At 72.7% G+C, this 17,248-nt stretch carries 18 protein-coding genes; 11 read left to right on the top strand and 7 right to left on the bottom strand.

Annotation, left to right across the window (positions count from 1 at the left end):
- Together CTZ28_RS42665 and CTZ28_RS42670 are read right to left on the bottom strand one after the other, a co-directional pair.
- Nucleotides 1-329 (bottom strand): maltotransferase domain-containing protein (locus CTZ28_RS42665; RefSeq protein WP_121895207.1); only part of this gene is annotated, 329 nt, incomplete at its 3' end.
- A gap of 67 nt (nt 330-396) precedes the next feature.
- Nucleotides 397-696: a DUF5133 domain-containing protein gene (locus tag CTZ28_RS42670; protein ID WP_121895152.1), complete on the bottom strand. Its 300-nt coding sequence runs from the start codon at nt 694-696 to the stop codon at nt 397-399.
- Nucleotides 697-999: 303 nt separating this feature from the next.
- Between CTZ28_RS42670 and CTZ28_RS42675 the strand changes: the two genes are divergently transcribed.
- Together CTZ28_RS42675 and glgX are read left to right on the top strand one after the other, a co-directional pair.
- Entirely contained in the window at nt 1,000-1,503 is a 504-nt protein-coding gene (locus CTZ28_RS42675) for a pep a2 (RefSeq protein WP_121895153.1), read from the top strand.
- 23 nt (nt 1,504-1,526) lie between these two features.
- Nucleotides 1,527-3,647: a glycogen debranching protein GlgX gene (glgX, locus tag CTZ28_RS42680; RefSeq protein WP_121895154.1), complete on the top strand. Its 2,121-nt coding sequence runs from the start codon at nt 1,527-1,529 to the stop codon at nt 3,645-3,647.
- Nucleotides 3,648-4,227: 580 nt separating this feature from the next.
- Here the strand turns inward: glgX and CTZ28_RS42685 are convergent.
- Together CTZ28_RS42685 and CTZ28_RS42690 are read right to left on the bottom strand one after the other, a co-directional pair.
- On the bottom strand, nt 4,228-5,040 hold the full coding sequence (locus CTZ28_RS42685) for a VOC family protein (RefSeq protein WP_183154868.1): 813 nt from the start codon (nt 5,038-5,040) through the stop codon (nt 4,228-4,230).
- A gap of 290 nt (nt 5,041-5,330) precedes the next feature.
- Nucleotides 5,331-6,122, bottom strand: coding sequence for an RNA polymerase sigma factor SigF (locus tag CTZ28_RS42690; RefSeq protein WP_121895208.1), 792 nt, complete (start codon nt 6,120-6,122; stop codon nt 5,331-5,333).
- A gap of 266 nt (nt 6,123-6,388) precedes the next feature.
- Here CTZ28_RS42690 and CTZ28_RS42695 point away from each other — a divergent pair, with 266 nt between their 5' ends.
- The 4 genes from CTZ28_RS42695 (at nt 6,389) to CTZ28_RS42710 (ending at nt 9,250) form a co-directional block, all read left to right on the top strand.
- On the top strand, nt 6,389-6,859 hold the full coding sequence (locus tag CTZ28_RS42695; protein ID WP_121895156.1) for a MarR family winged helix-turn-helix transcriptional regulator: 471 nt from the start codon (nt 6,389-6,391) through the stop codon (nt 6,857-6,859).
- Complete coding sequence (locus CTZ28_RS42700) at nt 6,856-7,716, top strand: ABC transporter ATP-binding protein (RefSeq protein ID WP_121895157.1); 861 nt, start codon at nt 6,856-6,858, stop codon at nt 7,714-7,716. The genes CTZ28_RS42695 and CTZ28_RS42700 overlap by 4 nt, the downstream gene beginning before the upstream one ends.
- Nucleotides 7,676-8,536, top strand: coding sequence for an ABC transporter permease (locus CTZ28_RS42705; protein WP_121895158.1), 861 nt, complete (start codon nt 7,676-7,678; stop codon nt 8,534-8,536). The genes CTZ28_RS42700 and CTZ28_RS42705 overlap by 41 nt, the downstream gene beginning before the upstream one ends.
- Nucleotides 8,537-8,725: 189 nt before the next feature.
- Nucleotides 8,726-9,250, top strand: coding sequence for a hypothetical protein (locus CTZ28_RS42710; protein WP_121895159.1), 525 nt, complete (start codon nt 8,726-8,728; stop codon nt 9,248-9,250).
- 15 nt (nt 9,251-9,265) lie between these two features.
- Here CTZ28_RS42710 and hemC read toward each other — a convergent pair whose 3' ends face one another.
- From hemC to CTZ28_RS42725, 3 genes are all read right to left on the bottom strand, one after another.
- The gene (gene hemC / locus CTZ28_RS42715) at nt 9,266-10,201 is read right to left on the bottom strand and encodes a hydroxymethylbilane synthase (RefSeq protein WP_121895160.1); all 936 of its coding nucleotides are present in this window, start codon (nt 10,199-10,201) and stop codon (nt 9,266-9,268) included.
- A gap of 290 nt (nt 10,202-10,491) precedes the next feature.
- Complete coding sequence (locus tag CTZ28_RS42720) at nt 10,492-11,268, bottom strand: NPP1 family protein (protein ID WP_121895161.1); 777 nt, start codon at nt 11,266-11,268, stop codon at nt 10,492-10,494.
- A gap of 124 nt (nt 11,269-11,392) precedes the next feature.
- Nucleotides 11,393-12,346: an ATP-dependent DNA ligase gene (locus CTZ28_RS42725; protein ID WP_121895162.1), complete on the bottom strand. Its 954-nt coding sequence runs from the start codon at nt 12,344-12,346 to the stop codon at nt 11,393-11,395.
- Between the two features lie 667 nt (nt 12,347-13,013).
- On the opposite strand from CTZ28_RS42725, the gene CTZ28_RS42730 reads away from it, so the two are divergent.
- Genes CTZ28_RS42730 through CTZ28_RS42750 form a run of 5 tightly spaced genes read left to right on the top strand, consistent with a single transcriptional unit; the run spans nt 13,014 to nt 17,238 of the window.
- Nucleotides 13,014-13,664, top strand: a complete 651-nt coding sequence (locus CTZ28_RS42730) for a GntR family transcriptional regulator (RefSeq protein ID WP_121895163.1) — start codon at nt 13,014-13,016, stop codon at nt 13,662-13,664.
- A gap of 53 nt (nt 13,665-13,717) precedes the next feature.
- Nucleotides 13,718-14,470 (top strand): PIG-L deacetylase family protein, encoded by a 753-nt coding sequence (locus CTZ28_RS42735; RefSeq protein WP_121895164.1) that lies wholly within the window; start codon nt 13,718-13,720, stop codon nt 14,468-14,470.
- Nucleotides 14,467-15,204 (top strand): 4-carboxy-4-hydroxy-2-oxoadipate aldolase/oxaloacetate decarboxylase, encoded by a 738-nt coding sequence (locus tag CTZ28_RS42740; protein WP_121895165.1) that lies wholly within the window; start codon nt 14,467-14,469, stop codon nt 15,202-15,204. The genes CTZ28_RS42735 and CTZ28_RS42740 overlap by 4 nt, the downstream gene beginning before the upstream one ends.
- Nucleotides 15,201-16,307, top strand: a complete 1,107-nt coding sequence (locus CTZ28_RS42745) for a 4-oxalomesaconate tautomerase (RefSeq protein WP_121895166.1) — start codon at nt 15,201-15,203, stop codon at nt 16,305-16,307. Before CTZ28_RS42740 ends, CTZ28_RS42745 begins: the two co-directional genes overlap by 4 nt.
- Nucleotides 16,288-17,238, top strand: a complete 951-nt coding sequence (locus CTZ28_RS42750) for a VOC family protein (protein WP_121895167.1) — start codon at nt 16,288-16,290, stop codon at nt 17,236-17,238. The genes CTZ28_RS42745 and CTZ28_RS42750 overlap by 20 nt, the downstream gene beginning before the upstream one ends.
- The last annotated feature ends 10 nt before the right edge of the window (nt 17,239-17,248 follow it).

Raw genomic sequence — 17,248 nt, forward strand, 5'->3', positions numbered from 1 at the left:
TTGATCTGTGCGGTGTGCCGCCAGGTGGTGACCGGATCCCCCCATGCCTCCACGTGGTAGGTCCAGTGGCCCATCGCGTCCGGGGTGACGTCCGCGCCCCAGCGGTCGGTGCCGGGGGCCAGTTCGCACATCGGGGTCCAGGGGCCGGGCCGGCCCTCCGGATCGCACAGCACCACATTGGCGGCCACCGCGTCATGGCCCTCGCGGAACACGGTCGCGGAGACCTGGAACGTCTCCCCGACGACCGCCTTCGCCGGGCGCCTGCCGTGTTCCACGGCCGGCCGGACGTCGCGTACCGGGATGCGGCCGATGGCCGGGGTCGCACTCATGGGTCTCGCCTCCGCCGTGCGCGAAGCCGGGCCCGGGGCCCGGCTGGGGATCCGATGTCGGGAACCTTCAGTGCCTTGCCGCCCTGGAACACGGCTTCGCCGGGGGCGCCCGCCGGACCCCGCCCCTGCGTCGCGGCCCGCCGCCCGGCTCCCGCAGGCAGCCCTCCCGGCCACCGCGCAGATAGCGCTCGGCGGCTTCCGCGGCCTCCCGTGCGCAGCGCTTGCCCATGAGCACGCACAGGGTGTAGCCCGAGTCCTCGAACGTGGCCCGCACCGCGCGGTCGGACGGCGCCGCGAGCATCGCGCGTTCCCACGCCCGGTACCGCCGCAACTGCCTGGCCACCTCGGCCTTCGCGGGTATCAGCATGGCCCTGTTCACCCTCCACGGTCTCGACCGGGCGCGTCTCCCGACGGTCGGGTGGACTCCGGGCACGGAGCGGCGCGGATCCGTTACGGCGATCGAGGCATTTCACCCATGGTGCACGGATGGACACGCAGCGTCTTGTTGGTTCTTCAACTACCTCGGGTGTCCTCGTGTTGCACGAATGGCGTAGTGCAGCCACTGTGGATCTGACTCAGAAGCGACCAGCGCTCGACGCTCCGTGATCGGGGCCCATGCCCTTGGGGGGCGATGACGAGCGGGAGTTTCGCCGGTGAGGAGCAAGCGACGATGAAGACCGCAGTGCCCCGCTACTACCACCTCGACGTGGAAGTCAGCCCCGAGCGGGTGGGACAGGTCAGCCGCATCCTGGCCGCCCACCTTCGCTACTGGGACCTGGAGAACCTCGTGGTCCCCGTCCGCAGCGGCGCGGAGCTGCTGTTGCAGGCCATCGACGAACACACCACGGACAAGCAGGCGTCGATCGAGATGTGGTGGAACGGCCAGCATCTCATCACCGCCGTCGGCGACGACGACCGTGATCTGCGCCCCGACCAGGACCTGCGGGCCTGCCTGGCCCGCATCGCGGCGATGAGCGACGGCTGGGGGTGCTGTGCGTCGGAGACCGGCAGCAAGATCATCTGGTTCTCGCAGCGCGCCCGGGCCGGCGAACGCGTCCCGCTGGTCCCGACGGTCCCGGCGCCCAGCCTGCGCCATGTGCGCCAGATGCCGCGCGGCACGCCGGTCGCCGCCCTGGCGGCCCCGTCGCCGGGCGCCCTGGCGGCCGCCCGGTGACGGCGTCGAAGTCCGGTACAGGGGTGTCCGTGTGGAGCGGGCACCCCTACCCGCTGGGTGCCGCCTTCGACGGGCAGGGCACCAACTTCGCCCTGTTCAGCGAGGTCGCCGAGCGCGTCGACCTCGTCCTGGTCGACGACGTGGGCACCGAGACCCCCGTGCCGCTCACCGAGGTCGACGGGTTCGTCTGGCACGGATACGTGCCCGGGATCGGGCCGGGCCGGCGATACGGCTACCGCGTGCACGGCCCCTGGGACCCCGGCCTCGGCCACCGGTGCAACCCGGCGAAGCTGCTCCTCGACCCGTACGCGCGCGCCGTCGACGGGCAAATCGACAACCACGCCTCGCTCTACGAACGCGCCGCTGTCGGCCCCGCCCCGGCCGACAGCGCCGGGCACTCCATGCTCGGCGTGGTGACCGACCCGTACTTCGACTGGGGCGACGACCACCCGCCCCGGCGGCCGTACGCCGAGACCGTCGTCTACGAGGCACACGTACGCGGTCTGACGCGCGCCCACCCGGACGTCCCGGAGCGGCTGCGCGGCAGTTACGCCGCGCTCGCCCACCCGTCCGTGGTCGGGCATCTGACCGCGCTGGGCGTGACCGCCGTCGAGCTGATGCCGGTGCACCAGTTCGTGCAGGACGGCGTGCTCCAGGACCGCGGGCTGTCCAACTACTGGGGCTACAACACGATCGGCTTCTTCGCGCCGCACAACGCCTACGCCGCGTTCGGCACCCGCGGCCAGCAGGTCAACGAGTTCAAGGCGATGGTCAAGGCGCTGCACGCGGCCGGGCTCGAAGTGATCCTCGACGTGGTCTACAACCACACCGCCGAGGGCAGCGAGCACGGCCCCACGCTCTCCTTCCGCGGCATCGACAACGCCTCGTACTACCGCCTCGTGGACGGCGACTGGGCGCACTACTACGACACCACCGGCACCGGCAACAGCCTGCTGATGCGGCACCCCTACGTACTCCAGCTGATCATGGACTCGCTGCGTTACTGGGTCACCGAGATGCACGTCGACGGCTTCCGCTTCGACCTCGCGGCGACCCTGGCCCGGCAGTTCCACGAGGTGGACCGGCTGTCCGCGTTCTTCGACCTGATCCAGCAGGACCCGGTGATCAGCCGGGTCAAGCTCATCGCCGAGCCCTGGGACGTGGGGGAGGGCGGCTACCAGGTCGGCAACTTCCCGCCGCTGTGGTCGGAGTGGAACGGCAAGTACCGGGACACCGTACGGGACTTCTGGCGGGCGGAGCCGGGCTCGCTCGGCGAGTTCGCCTCCCGGCTCACCGGCTCCTCGGACCTCTACGCGCACACCAGGCGCCGCCCTCGGGCCAGCGTCAACTTCGTGACCGCGCACGACGGTTTCACGCTGCGCGACCTCGTCTCGTACAACGACAAGCACAACGAGGCCAACGGCGAGGGCAACCGGGACGGCGAGAGCGTCAACCGGTCCTGGAACTGCGGGGCCGAGGGGGACACCGACGACCCCGCGGTCCTCGGTCTGCGGGCCCGCCAGCAGCGCAACCTCCTGGCGACGCTGCTGCTGTCGCAGGGCATCCCGATGCTGTGCCACGGCGACGAACTCGGCCGCACCCAGCGCGGCAACAACAACGCCTACTGCCAGGACAGCGAGATCTCCTGGATCGACTGGCGGCTGACCGGCGAACAGCGCACGCTCGCCGGCTTCACCCGGTACGTCATCGGCCTGCGCGCCGCCCATCCCGTGCTGCGCCGGCGCCGCTTCTTCCGCGGCGAGACGGCCACCCACGCCGGACAGCCGCTGCCCGACCTGGTGTGGCTGCTGCCCGACGCGCGCGAGATGACCGACCGGGACTGGCAGCGCTCCGACGCGCACTCGGTCGGCGTGTTCCTGAACGGCGACGCCATCGCCGAACGCGACCCCTACGGGCGACGGGTGATCGACGACTCGTTCCTGCTGCTCCTCAACAGCTACTGGGAACCCGTCGACTTCCACCTGCCCGACGACACGTACGGTGAGCGCTGGAGCACCCTGATCGACACCGCCGAGCCCGACGGGATCCCGGACGAACGGGAGCGCAAGGCGGCCACCAGGCTGCACGTCGAGTCCCGCAGCCTGGTACTGCTGTCCCGACCGCCACACACGCCCCCCGACTGACCGCCGAAGCCCCAAAGAGGACGCAGGGAACCGGGCCTGCAGCGCCCCGAAAGGCACGCGGGAATTGTGTCGGGCTGCCCGGAGTGGGACGACTGCAGTGCCCTGAAAGGGGCGCGGGGAACTGCGCGCCCAGCCACCGTGCTGCCCGGGGTGGGACGACGGCAGTGCCTCGAAGGCCGCGCGGGAGTTGTGTCGGGCTACGCGGAGTGGGGCGACTGCAGCGCCCTGAAAGGGGCGCGGGGAACTGCGCGATCAGCCACCGTGCTGCCCGGGGTGGGGCGACGGCGGTGCCTCGAAGGCCGCGCGGGAGTTGTGTCGGGCTACGCGGAGTGGGGCGACTGCAGCGTCCTGAAAGGGGCGCGGGGAACTGCGCGATCAGCCACCGTGCTGCCCGGGGTGGGACGACGGCAGTGCGTCGAATGGCGCGGGGGAATTGTGTCGGGCTACGCGGAGTGGGACGACTGCAGCGTCCTGAAAGGGGCGCGGGGAACTGCGCGATCAGCCACCATGCTGCCCGCAGCCGGGACGACACACACAGCCACGGAAGCCGGACCGCCCCGCCCGAAGCGGAGCGCTCAGGTCACCGCCCGCGCCGCGACGTCACCGTGAACTGCGCGCCGTCCGGATCGCGCAGCACGGCCTCGGCGGCATCCTCCCGCAGCACGCTGCCGCCGTGCTTCTCCGCGGCCCGCCCGCACGTCGTCACGTCGGTCACGAAGAAGTGGATCTGCCAGTGCGGCCGGACCGTCGGATCGGGCGCGGCCTCCACCGCGCCCGAGTCGATGCGTGCCACGACGGCACCCTGGCTGCGCAGCACGACCTCGCCGCCCTCGTACTCGACCTCGCAGCAGCCGCCGGGGATGTCCGCGGCCCAGTCGAGGATCTCGCCGTAGAAGAGGGCCGAGTCGAAGGCATTGCGCGTATGGAGCCGGATGAAGGTCGGTGCCGCCCGCCGCCACGACTCCCAGTTGGAGATCAGCTGGCCCTCCCAGATCCCGAAGGTCGCGCCGTCCCGGTCGGCGAGCAGGGCCGCCCGGCCCGGCGGGAAGGACAGTGGTCCGACCGCGGCCGTACCGCCGCGCTCCCGGGCCCGGCTCACGGCCACGTCCGCGTCCCGCACCGCGAAGTACGGCGTCCACGTCACCGCCATCTGCCACATGGCGGCGACCGCCGCGATCCCGGCGACCGGCACCCCGTTCGCCAGCGCGATCCGGAAGTGGTCGCCGAGCCGGACACTGCGCCACCGCCAGCCCAGCACCGCCGAGTAGAAGTCCGCCGTGGCCTGGAGGTCACGGCTGGTGAGACTCACCCAGCACGGTGCGCCGAAGACGGAGTGCGTGGAGATGACGTCCTTCTTCCTCGGTCCGCCGGAAAGGGGCGTGTCATGGTTCATCACAGTCGCGTCCTGGTCTCGGAGACCGGTGCCCACCGGTGTCTGCCACCAGTGTCCAACCGGAACCCGCTCCCGTGCCTGTCGAGCAGCCCGGTGGCAGGCGGCCGGGCGAGTGAGGACGATGGAGGAACGGGTGACTCCGATGCCGTGGTGGACAGGCCATCCGCAGAGTGGTCGCGCTCGAACGGCGCAACGTCGCCGCACTCGTCCTCATCCGGGGGCGTACGGGAGACACGCCCCCCCGAGGCCGGCGCCGGACCGGAGGACGCGCCCGACCGGCCGGCTCGGTCTCAGCCCGGCTCGGCGAGCAGTTCCTCGCGCAGCCGGTCGCAGCAGCCGCTGATCAGCCGGGAGACGTGCATCTGCGAGATGCCGAGCTGGCTGGCGATCCGGCTCTGCGTCATGCCGCGGAAGAACCGCAGGTAGAGAATGGTGCGCTCGCGTTCGGGCAGCGCCTCAAGACAGGGCCGTACGGCCGCCCGGTCGACGACGAGGTCGAATCCCGGATCCGGCGCGCCGAGGGTGTCCCCGAGGGAGTGGCCGTCGGCGCCGGGCGTCTCCGCGTCCAGGGACAGCGCCGCGAAGCACTCCAGGGCCTCAAGACCGGTGCGCACCTCCGCCTCCGTCAGCCGTGTGTGCTCGGCGATCTCGGCGACGGTGGGCATCCGGCCGGCCGTCGCCGACGCCAGCTCCTTGACGGCGCCGCGGACCCGGTTGCGCAGATCCTGGACCCGGCGCGGCACGTGCAGGGTCCACATGTGGTCGCGGAAGTGGCGCTTGATCTCACCGGTGACGGTCGGCACGGCGTAGGCCTCGAAGGCCCGGCCGCGCGCCGGATCGTAGTGGTCGACGGCCTTGACCAGGCCCAGCGCCGCCACCTGGTAGAGATCCTCCAGTGCCTCTCCCCGGCCGCGGAAGCGGACCGCGATCCGTTCGGCCATGGGCAGCCAGATCCGGACCAGCTCGTCGCGCAGGGCCCGGTGCTCCGGGCCCTCGGGCAGTGCCGCGAGCCGTTCGAACGCGGCGGCGGTGTCGGGGGCGTCGTCGTGCGGATGGGGCTTCGCCCTGGTGGTGGTACCCATCATGGGTGCGCACCTCCCTCAGCGTGTGCCGGATGGACGGACAGCGTGGGAGACGCGCGTTCGGACGGTCGGGAGGGTTCCGGGGCGGCCCGAGAACCGGGTCTCCCACGGAAGTGCCTCCTGTCCGAAGCACTTCCCTGCGGATTCCCGTGACCCGCTATATCGAAACAAATCCATCTGAAGAGTGATGTCAAGCGAGCCCTTCTTGACGTGCTCTTTGGGCTTCCGTGAACGAAATACCTCTGTAGGGGAGGTAATTTTGTGGCGTGACAACGGATCGCCCGGCGACGGACACTTTCTCCGAGGAACTGGCCGACGCGTTGGTCGGGATCCAGCGGCTGATCCGCCGCCGGCTGCGCGGCGGGGTGACCGGCCCCCGGCTGCGCGGCGCCGAGGTGGAACTGCTCCGCCTGGTCCAGACCCGGCCCGGCATCGGCATCAAGGAGGCCGCCCGGGAACTGCACCTGGCAGGCAACTCGGTGTCCACCCTGGTCAACCGGCTCGCCAGGGACGGCCACCTGGTCCGTGAGACCGACCCGGCCGACCGGCGCGCCGCCCGCCTGCAGCTCACCGAGGCGGCCCGCAAGCGGCTGCACGACTGGCAGCGGCGCCGGGCCGCCCTGGTCGACCGGCAGGTGTCCCGGCTGACCGAGGCGGAACGCGGCGCCCTGCGCGCGGCGCTCCCCGCGCTGCACAGGCTGGCCGCGACCCTGCACGAGGAGGCCGAGGAATCATGACGCGCGACACCACCGCGGGCCCGGCCGAGGCCGTCACCTGCACCGCCCTCGCCTACACCTTCGGCGAGACGAGGGCGGTGGACGGCCTCGACCTGTCCGTGCGGGAGGGCGAGGTCTTCGGGCTGCTCGGCCCCAACGGCGCCGGCAAGACCACGGCGATCCGCTGCATCACCACGCTGCTGCCCGTCCCCGCCGGCATGGTCCGGGTCTTCGGCCACGACCCCGCCGCCGAGCGCATGGCGGTGCGCCGCCTGCTCGGCTACGTCCCGCAGCAGCTGTCCGCCGACGCCGGTCTCACCGGCCGCGAGAACGTCGTCCTGTTCGCCCGGGTCTTCGACATCCCCCGCCGGGAACGCGCCGACCGGGTCGCCCAGGCCCTGGCCGCCGTCGGCCTCGCCGACGCCGCCGACCGGCTGGCGAGCACCTACTCCGGCGGCATGGTCCGCCGACTGGAGCTGGCCCAGGCCCTGGTCAGCGCGCCCCGGCTGCTGATCCTGGACGAGCCGACGATCGGCCTCGACCCGATCGCCCGCACCGGCGTCTGGGACCACATCAACGCCGTCCGCGCGGTCACCGGCATGACCGTCCTGGTCACCACGCACTACATGGACGAGGCCGACCAGTACTGCGACCGCATCGGCCTCATGCACCGCGGCCGTATCCAGGCCCTCGGCACCCCGGCCGAACTGCGGCAGGGGCTCGCCGACCGCCGCCGGGCCGCGGGCGCGCCGGCCACGGACCCGCTGCCCACGCTGGAGGACGTCTTCCGGGACATCGCCGGCAGCGGTCTCGACGACCAGTCAGGAGGTTTCCGCGATGTCCGAAGCACCCGCCGCACCGCCCACCGCGTCGGCTGACCGCACCTCGGACGCCGGTACGGCCCTGCTGCTGCGTCCGCCCGAGCCACGGGCCGGCTGGCGGCTGCTGCCCGCCCGGATCGTCGCGATGTGCGCCGTCGAACTGCAGAAGCTGCGCCACGACCGCACCGAGCTGTACACCAGGGCGGTCCAGCCCGCTCTGTGGCTGCTGATCTTCGGCCAGACCTTCACCCGGATCCGGGCGATACCCACCGGCGGCATCCCCTACATCGACTACCTGGCGCCCGGCATCATCGCCCAGTCCGCGATGTTCATCGCCATCTTCTACGGCATCCAGATCATCTGGGAACGCGACGCCGGCATCCTGAACAAGCTCCTGGTCACCCCGACCCCGCGCGCGGCGCTCATCACCGGCAAGGCCTTCGCCTCCGGTGTGAAGTCGCTGATCCAGGCCGTCGTCGTCATCGTGATCGCCGCGCTGCTCGGGGTCGCGCTCACCTGGAACCCGCTGAAGCTGCTCGGCGTCGCGCTGACCGTGGTCCTCGCCTCCGCCTTCTTCTCCTGCCTGTCGATGACCATTGCGGGCATCGTGCTCAGCCGCGACCGTCTGATGGGCTTCGGACAGGCGATCACCATGCCGCTGTTCTTCGGCTCCAACGCCCTCTACCCGGTGTCCGTCATGCCCGGCTGGCTCCAGGCGGTCAGCAAGGTGAACCCGCTGAGCTACGAGGTCGACGCCCTGCGCGGCCTGCTCCTCGGCACCCCGGCGCATCTGGCGCTCGACTTCGGGGTCCTGGCCGGCGCCGCCGCCCTCGGTGTCGCCGCGGCCTCGTCCCTGCTCGGCCGGCTGGCCCGCTGATCTTGCCGCGGACGTGATGTGCGGCACGCGCCGCGAACCGTCCCGAGGCCCCCGGAGCGGATTCCCGCTGCGCAACGCTTGATCAGCGATCAAAGCGGGCGAATCACCTGGCCACAGTGCAATCCACTCATTTGACAGTGTGCTGAGCGCACAGATAAACAGCAGCTCTCCGAGGTCGAAAGGTGCGCTGTGTACGAGCCGAACGTGGTCGGGGACTGGCAGGAGTACGGCGAGCACGCCGGTCTGCGGGTCCGCGTCCACCGTCTGGAGGTGGTGGAGCCGCCGCGCGGACGCGACGACGCCGCCGAGGGGCTGACGTACTTCAGTGTCCGGGTGACCGTCGAGAACCGGGGCGCGCGGCACTGCTCCGTGCAGCTGGAGGACGGCCAGATCGACGTCCGGGTCGGCTCCGACGGGGAGGGCGCGTTCATCGACTGGCGCAATTCCCAGTTCATCGAGGGCTTCGACGTCTACCCGCTGCGCCGGGTCACCGCCGTGCTGTACGCGGCCGGCGCCGAGGCGTCCCTGTCACAGGTGGACGTCCAGGTGCAGCTGCGGGTCGACGACGAGTGGACCGACCGCCGGCTGTGGGCGGGCGGCATCGGGCTGGCGCAGGGTTCGGTCGCGGCGGCCCCGGCGGGCGCCGGTCAGGGCGGGCTTGCCCATCAGGTGAGCGCGTTCCTGCGGGACCAGGCGGAGCCGGACACGGCCTGAGCGCCGCCCGGGCGTTCAGTGCGGGATGCCGTCGATGATCTCGCGGGCGCCCTGCCGCAGCAGGGACACCGCCACCGAGGTGCCCAGTGTGGCGGGGTCGAGCGGGCCCGCCCATTCGTGGGCGTTCAGCCGGGTCTTGCCGTCGGGGGTGAACACACAGGCCCGCAGGGACAGTTCGCCGTTGCGCTCGGCGCGCGCGTAGCCGGCGATCGGGCTGTTGCAGTGCCCCTGCAGAACGTGCAGGAACATGCGTTCCGCCGTCGCCTCGCGATGGGTGTCCGGGTCGCCGAGCCCGCTGACGGCGTCGATCAGGTCGGCGTCGTCCTCGCGGCACTGCAGGGCGAGGATGCCCGCGCCGATCGGCGGCATGATCGTCTCCGGTGACAGCACCTCGCTGATCATGTCGGCCCGCCCGATCCGCTGCAGCCCGGAGACGGCCAGCAGCAGCGCGTCCGCCTCGCCCGCGGCGAGCTTCGCCAGCCGCCGGTTGGCGTTGCCGCGGAACGGCACGCACTCCAGGTGCGGGTGGGTGGCGGCCAGCTGGGCGACGCGACGCACCGCGGAGGTGCCGACGCGGGTGCCCGCCGGGAGTGCGTCCAGGGTGAGACCGCCCGGGTGGACGAGTGCGTCACGGATGTCGTCGCGCTTCAGGAACGCGGCGAACACCGTGCCCGCGGGCAGCGGCCGGTCGGCCGGCACGTCCTTCACACAGTGCACCGCGAGATCGGCGTGACCGGCCAGCAGCGCGGCGTCCACCTCCTTGGTGAACGCGCCCTTGCCCTCGACCTGGGAGAGGTCGCCCAGCCACTTGTCCCCGGTCGTCCTCACCGGCACCACCGCGGTGCGCACCTGCGGATACAGCGCCGTCAGCTCGGCGCGGACGCGCTCCACCTGGGCGAGCGCCATGGGCGAATCACGGGAGACGATACGGATGAGTTCCGGAACGGCCATGGAGACACGATAGACCCTCACCCCGCCCCGGCCGCCCGCGCGCACCGGAAGGCGGCCCCCGTCCCCGCCGGCACACGCTCGGGCACGCGAGCCGGGCCGGCCCACGCAGCCGACCCGGCGCCGGACGTTCCCCGACGGCTGGGGGCGCCGTCTGCCAGCTCGGTGGGGTCGGTGGGCGGTCCGTCGTCACCGGGTGACCGGCCGCCTCGCGGACGTCCAACGTCCTTACGGGGCCGACGCGTTGCCCGGCCGGGGCCACGCCCCATCGTGGTGGGGCGTGGCCGATGCGCTCAGGCGTACGGGTCGAACGCGATGCCGGACGGCTTGGCCGAGGCCAGGTGCGAGGCGAAACTGGCGTCCTTCAGGCCGAAGTTGGCGCTGCCGAAGTCGTACGCGCTCAACTTGTCACGCAGCCCCGCCGGGTAGCCGTTCCAGCCGACCAGCGGCGGGTACTGCCAGGTGCCCTTGTGGTTCTCCGGCGGCTCGTCGTTGGAGTTGGCGAGCCGGAAGCAGTGGGTGCTGATGCCGTCCTTGTGGTAGACGATCTTCGCGTGCGTGCCCTCGAAGCGGACCGAGGACGCCGCGTGCACGGTGAACGAGCCGTGGTTGGACGTCGACACGTACTGCACCTGGCCGTTCTGCACCCACACCGCGACGTGCTCCCAGTCGTGCCGGTGGCCGCCGATGCTGGTGCCGGCGAGCGCCTGGTCCTTCTCGAAGTACAGGTCGTACAGGTAGGCGCACCAGCCGTTGTTGCACTTGTAGCGCGAGTAGCCGTTGGTGTTGTCCAGGTCGGAGGCGTCGCGGCACTGGCCGTTGAGGGCGCCGGTCGGGTTCAGACCGCCGTTGATCGTGCCGTCCGGGCCGATGGCGGGCGACGAGTAGCAGCCGTCGGTGTCGTAGTCGAAGGCGGGCTGGTACGTCAGCTCCGCCGCCTCGGCGTTCTGGGGCAGAGCCTGCGGCGGTGCGGCGAAGGCGACGGCGGGGAAGGCGATGACGAGGGCGGCGGCACCGGCCAGCCCGGTGAGCCAGCGCCCGGGCCGGATACGGAACGTCCGTGACGACACTGCGTCCTCCAACGGCTGTGGGGGGTGGGGGAGTTCAGGATCCTGGTTGATCTGTACATTGCCAAGATGCCCTGGGCGACCCATCGGTGAAGCCCCGCCCAACACTTCGCTCCCGGCACTCTCGTCACATGACGTCGTCGGGCAGGTCGGCGGCCGACTCCTCGGGCGTGAGGTCATTCCGTAGCCGGTACCAGGACGGCTGGCGCAGCAGTCCCGCCCGGGTGCGGGTGCTGTAGCCGACCTCGCCGACCAGCCGGGGCAGCACCCAACGGGCCCCGGCGATCCGCGGGACCGGGTCGAAGGGGCACACGCCGGTCTCGGCGGCCCGCAGCAGCGCGGTCAGTTCAGCCCGTTCGGCCTCGCTCCAGCCGGTGCCCACGCCGCCGACGTACCGCAGCCGGCCGGCCGCGCGCTGGCCGACGAGCACCGCGCCCGGGAGGCCCGCGAGCCGCCCCTTGCCCGGCAGCCAGCCGCCGACGACGACGTCCGCGGTGCGCAGGTTGCGGATCTTGATCCAGGCGCGGGAGCGCACACCCGGCTCGTACACCGAGTCCAGCCGTTTGCACACCAGGCCCTCCAGGCCGTGCTCCCGGGTGGCCCGCAGTGCCTCGGCGCCGTGCCCGACCACGGCGGCCGGGGTGGACCAGTAGGGGCCGTCGAGCGCCAGTTCCTCGAGCCGGGCCCGGCGCCGCGCGTACGGCAGCGCGAGCAGGGGGCGGCCGAGGTGCGGCACGTCGAACAGCACGAGGTGCACGGGGACCTGGGCCGCCCGGCGCGCCGCCCGGTCCGGGGCGTGCGCCAGGCCCATGCGGCTCTGCAGCAACTGGAAGTCGGCGCGTCCGCGGTCGTCCAGGGCCAGCACCTCACCGTCCAGGATCGCGGGCGTGGCGCCCAGGACGCCGCCCAGCGGGCGCAGTTCGGGGTAGGCGCCGGTGATGTCCTCGCCCGAGCGGGCGCGCAGCAGCAGGCTGCCGTCGCCGGGCAGATAGGCCATCACGCGCTGGCCGTCCTGTTTCGTCTCGTAGGCCCACCGGGCGTCCTGGGCGGCCGGCGGCAGTGTGCCGGGGGTGGCGAGCATCGGCGGGATCGTCGCAAGGGTCGCGGTCACGGCAGAAGGTGTCGACCGCGCCCGGCGCGCTCACGCGCCTTTTCCCGCCGGTTCCCCTGAACGGGCCCGTCCCGGCGGACCGCGCGGCGCCGCCCGGCCGCCCCCGACCGGCGGACCACCGGGGCGAGTTGGCGCGCCCGTAGCCCGACCGGGCCACCGTTCGCACCGGACCGGTACGGCACGCGGATCCACGCGTACGGGCTGCTGCGCGGCCATGGCCTACACCGGTGACCTGCCGTCGGGGTGCCACCGGGGGCGATCCGCCCGTGGCGGCAGGCCGTCGCGCCCGGAGCCGCCTGACGGGCCCCGGGCCGGTCGGCCAGCCGCGTGCCGCCGGCAGACTCAGCACGCCGGCGACCACGACCGCCCCGATGCCCGTACGCGCGGCGGCCCCCAGTCCCCGGCCGAGCAACCCCCCGGCGGACCGGGGCGGCGAGGCAGGGCACGGCCGAGGAGAGGACGCCTGGTCGCGGCGACCGCGCGGGCACCGGCGGCCGACGCGGGCGAGGGCATCTGCCGCCACGGGGCACAGCACCGCGGCGCGGACCGCCATCTGCGGGCAATGTGTCCGACAAAATTGTTGACAATATTGTCGGGCTAGATTTACGTTCGACAGGCACTCACTCAGGGAGGGCACATGCCGAACGAAGCCCGTCCGAGCACCGGGGAGCAGGCCAAGCAGCATGCGCTCGCGCGGCTGCGGCAGGCGATCGCGCACGGCGAGATGGCACCGGCCCAGCGGCTGGTGGAGAACGAACTCGCCGAGCAGTTCGGTGTGACGCGGGCCAGCATCCGGGCGGCGCTGATCGATCTGGAGGCCCAGGGACTGGTCGAGCGGATCCGCAACCGCGGCTCGCGGGTGCGGGTGGTGACCGTGGAGGAGGCGGTCGCGATCACGGAGTGCCGCATGGTCCTGGAAGGACTGTGCGCGGCGAAGGCGGCCGTCGCGGCCGACGACGAGCAGCTGACCGTGCTCGCGGACCTGGGGGCGGCCATGACCAAGGCCGTCGCCGACGGCGAGCCGGTCACGTACTCCGCGCTCAACCACGAACTGCACGACCGGATCCGGGAGTTCTCCGGCCAGCAGACCGCCGTGGAACTGCTGGAGCGGCTCAACGCCCAACTGGTGCGGCACCGCTTCCAGCTGGCGCTGCGGCCGGGGCGACCGCAGCAGTCCCTGAGCGAGCATCTGGCGATGATCGAAGCGATCGGGGCCAGGGACCCGCAGGCGGCCGAGGCGGCCGTCCGTGCCCACCTCACCAGCGTGATCGACGCGTTGCGCGACTGACGCACCGGACGCGCGGGGCGGGCGCCCACCTGTCCACCAAGGAGACCTCTGCCATGACGTACCCCAACGCGCCCGCCCGGCCCCCACGCGCCACCCTCGTCGTCACCGCGCACGCCGGGGACTTCGTGTGGCGCGCGGGCGGCGCGATCGCCCTCGCCGCCGCCCGCGGCGAGAAGGTGACGATCGCATGCCTGACCTTCGGCGAGCGCGGCGAGTCCGCGAAGGCGTGGCGCGAGGGCAGGAACCTGGAGGAGATCAAGGGGATACGCCGGGAGGAGGCCGAGAAGGCCGCCGCCGTACTGGGCGCCGGGATCCGCTTCTTCGACGCCGGCGACCACCCCCTCGTGGCCACCGCCGAGCTGACCGACCGGCTCGTCGCCCTCTACCGTGAGACACAGCCCGACGTCGTGCTCACCCACCCTGCCGAGGACCCGTACAACGGCGATCACCCGGCCGCCCACCGCATGGCCCTTCAGGCGCGGAACCTCGCCCAGGCCATCGGCTACCCGGGCCCTGGCGGCATCATCGGCGCCCCGCCGGTCTTCTGCTTCGAGCCGCACCAGCCGGAGATGAGCGGGTTCAGGCCCGAGGTGCTGCTCGACATCACCGAGGTCTGGGAGACCAAGCGCCGGGCGATGGAGTGCCTCGGCGCCCAGCAGCACCTGTGGGACTACTACACCGACCTAGCCGTCCGGCGCGGAGTCCAGCTGAAGCGCAACGCCGGAACCGACCTGGGCCTGGCCCACCGGACGACGGCCGAGGCGTACATGCGGCCCTTCCCGCAGATCACGAAGGAGCTGGGATGAGCGGCGTGATCGTCACCGGCCCGCCGAAGGCCGACCCCCGGGACGTCGACGCACTGGCCGGCTTCGGCGTCGCCACCGTCCACGAGGCGATGGGCCGCACCGGACTGCTCCCGCCGCGGCTGCGTCCCATCCAGCAGGACACCCGGGTCGCGGGCACGGCGGTCACCGTGCTCAGCTGGCCGGGCGACAACCTCATGATCCACGCGGCCGTCGAACAGTGCGGCGAGGGCGACCTCCTGGTCGTCACCACCACCTCGCCCTCCACCGACGGCATGTTCGGCGAGCTGTTCGCCACCGCGTTGCGCCGCCGCGGGGTGCGCGGCCTGGTCATCGACGCCGGTGTCCGCGACACCCGGGAACTGCGTGAACTGGGCTTCCCCGTCTGGTCCGCCGCCGTGTCCGCGCAGGGCACCGTGAAGGCGACCGGCGGCTCGGTCAACGTGCCCGTGGCCATCGGCGGCCGGATCGTCCGGCCGGGCGATGTGATCCTCGCCGACGACGACGGGGTCGTGGTCGTGCCCCGCGAGGGGGCCCGCCGGGCGGCCGAGGCCGCGGCGGCCCGGGAGGAGAAGGAGGCCGCGGCCCGCGCCGCCTTCCTGGAGGGCCAGTTGGGCCTGGACCGCTACGGACTGCGCGAGACCCTCGCCCGGCTGGGCGTGACGTACCAGCGGTACGAAGAGCCGGAAGAGCACGCAGCGCACGCAGTGCAGGTCCGGGACGGAGCCGGCGCGTGACCGGGACCGCGCAGGTGCGCTGCATGCTCATGCGCGGCGGCACCTCCAAGGGCGCCTACTTCCTCGCCGCGGACCTGCCCGCCGAACCCGCCGCGCGTGCTGCGCTGTTGCTGCGCGTGATGGGCAGCCCCGACCCGCGCCAGATCGACGGCCTGGGCGGCGCGCACCCGCTCACCAGCAAGGTCGCCGTGGTCTCCGCGTCCCGGGACCCCGGGGCCGACGTCGACTACCTCTTCCTCCAGGTCGCCGTCGACCGGCCCGAGGTGACCGACCGGCAGAACTGCGGCAACATCCTCGCCGGGGTCGGCCCGTTCGCCGTGGAGCGTGGGCTGGTGGCCGCGGGGGACGGCGAGACGTCCGTCCGCATCCGGATGCTCAACACCGGGGAGCACGCGGTGGCGACCTTCCCGACGCCGGGCGGACGCGTCGACTACGGCGGTGACGCCGTGACGGCCGGGGTGCCCGGGACCGCCGCGCCGGTGCTCATCCGGTTCCCGCCCGGCGACCGCCCGCTGCTGCCCACCGGCAAGGTCCGCGACACCGTCGCCGGTACCGCCGTGACCTGCGTGGACAACGGCATGCCGACCGTGCTGATCCCGGCGTCCGCGCTGCGTGTCACCGGGTACGAGTCGCCCGCGGACCTGGAGGCGGACCAGGCGCTCGGCGAACGGCTCCACGAGATCCGGCTCGCGGCCGGGCGGCTGATGGGCCTCGGCGACGTCGCGCGCACCACGGTGCCCAAGCTGAGCCTGCTCGCCCCGCCCCGGCACGGCGGCGCGGTCACGACCCGTACCTTCATCCCCGTGCGCTGCCACACCGCCATCGGCGTGCTCGGTGCCGCGAGCGTCGCGGCCGGGCTGCGGCTGCCCGGCGGCGTGGGGGAGGGGATCGCACGGCTGCCCGGCCGGGGCGACCGCGTGCGCGTCGAACACCCCACCGGATTCCTGGACATCGACATCAGCGTCGACCCCGGATCGGCCGGCTCCGCGCCGCGGGCCCGCCGCACCGCCGTCGTCCGCACGGCCCGCAAGATCTTCGACGGCACCGTCTTCCCCGCGCCGGCACCAGCCCTTGGAGGCAGCGATGGCCCCGCCTCTCGGTGACATCGCCCATCTCGGCCACGCCCAGTTGTTCACCCCGGACCTGGACGCCAGCGTCGCCTTCTTCACCGACTACCTCGGACTCACCGTCAACGGGCGCCGGGGCGGCACCGTCTACCTGCGGACCTTCGACGACTACGAGCACCACAGTCTCGTCCTCACCGCCCGCGACCGGCCCGGACCCGGCAGGCTCGCCCTGCGCGCCTCCGGCGAGGAGGCGCTCCGGCGCCGGGTCGAGGCGGTCGAACGGGCGGGCGGCCCGGGCCGCTGGGCGGAGGACGAACCCGGCCTCGGCAAGCTGTATGTGACGACCGACCCGGACGGGCACGAGCACGCCCTGTACTGGGAGAGCGAGCACTACCGGGCGCCCAGGGAACTGCGGCCCGCCCTGAAGAACCAGCCGCAGGCCAAGCCCAACCGGGGCGTCGGTGTGCGCCGCCTGGACCACGTCAACTTCCTCGCCGCCGACGTGCCGGCCAACGCCGCGTTCCAGGAACGGGTGCTGGGCGCCCGGCCCACCGAACAGATCCGGCTCGACACGGGGCGGATCGCGGCGCGCTGGCTGACCTTCACCGACAAGTCGTACGACGTCGTCTACACCGCCGACCGGACCGGCTCGGCCGGCCGGCTGCACCACCTCGCCTTCGCGACCGACACCCGCGAGGACATCCTGCGCGCCGCCGATCTCGCCGTCGACACGGGCGTGTTCATCGAGACCGGCCCGCACAAGCACGCCATCCAGCAGACGTTCTTCCTGTACGTGTACGAGCCCGGCGGCAACCGCATCGAGCTGTGCAACCCGCTCACCCGGCTGGTACTGGCGCCCGACTGGCCGCTGATCACCTGGACCGAGGCCGAGCGCGCCAGGGGACAGGCCTGGGGACTGAAGACCATCGAGTCCTTCCACACCCACGGCACACCACCGGCCGGCTGAACGCGGCGGC

The sequence above is a fragment of the Streptomyces shenzhenensis genome, from assembly GCF_003688995.1.
Lineage (GTDB): Bacteria > Actinomycetota > Actinomycetes > Streptomycetales > Streptomycetaceae > Streptomyces > Streptomyces shenzhenensis_A.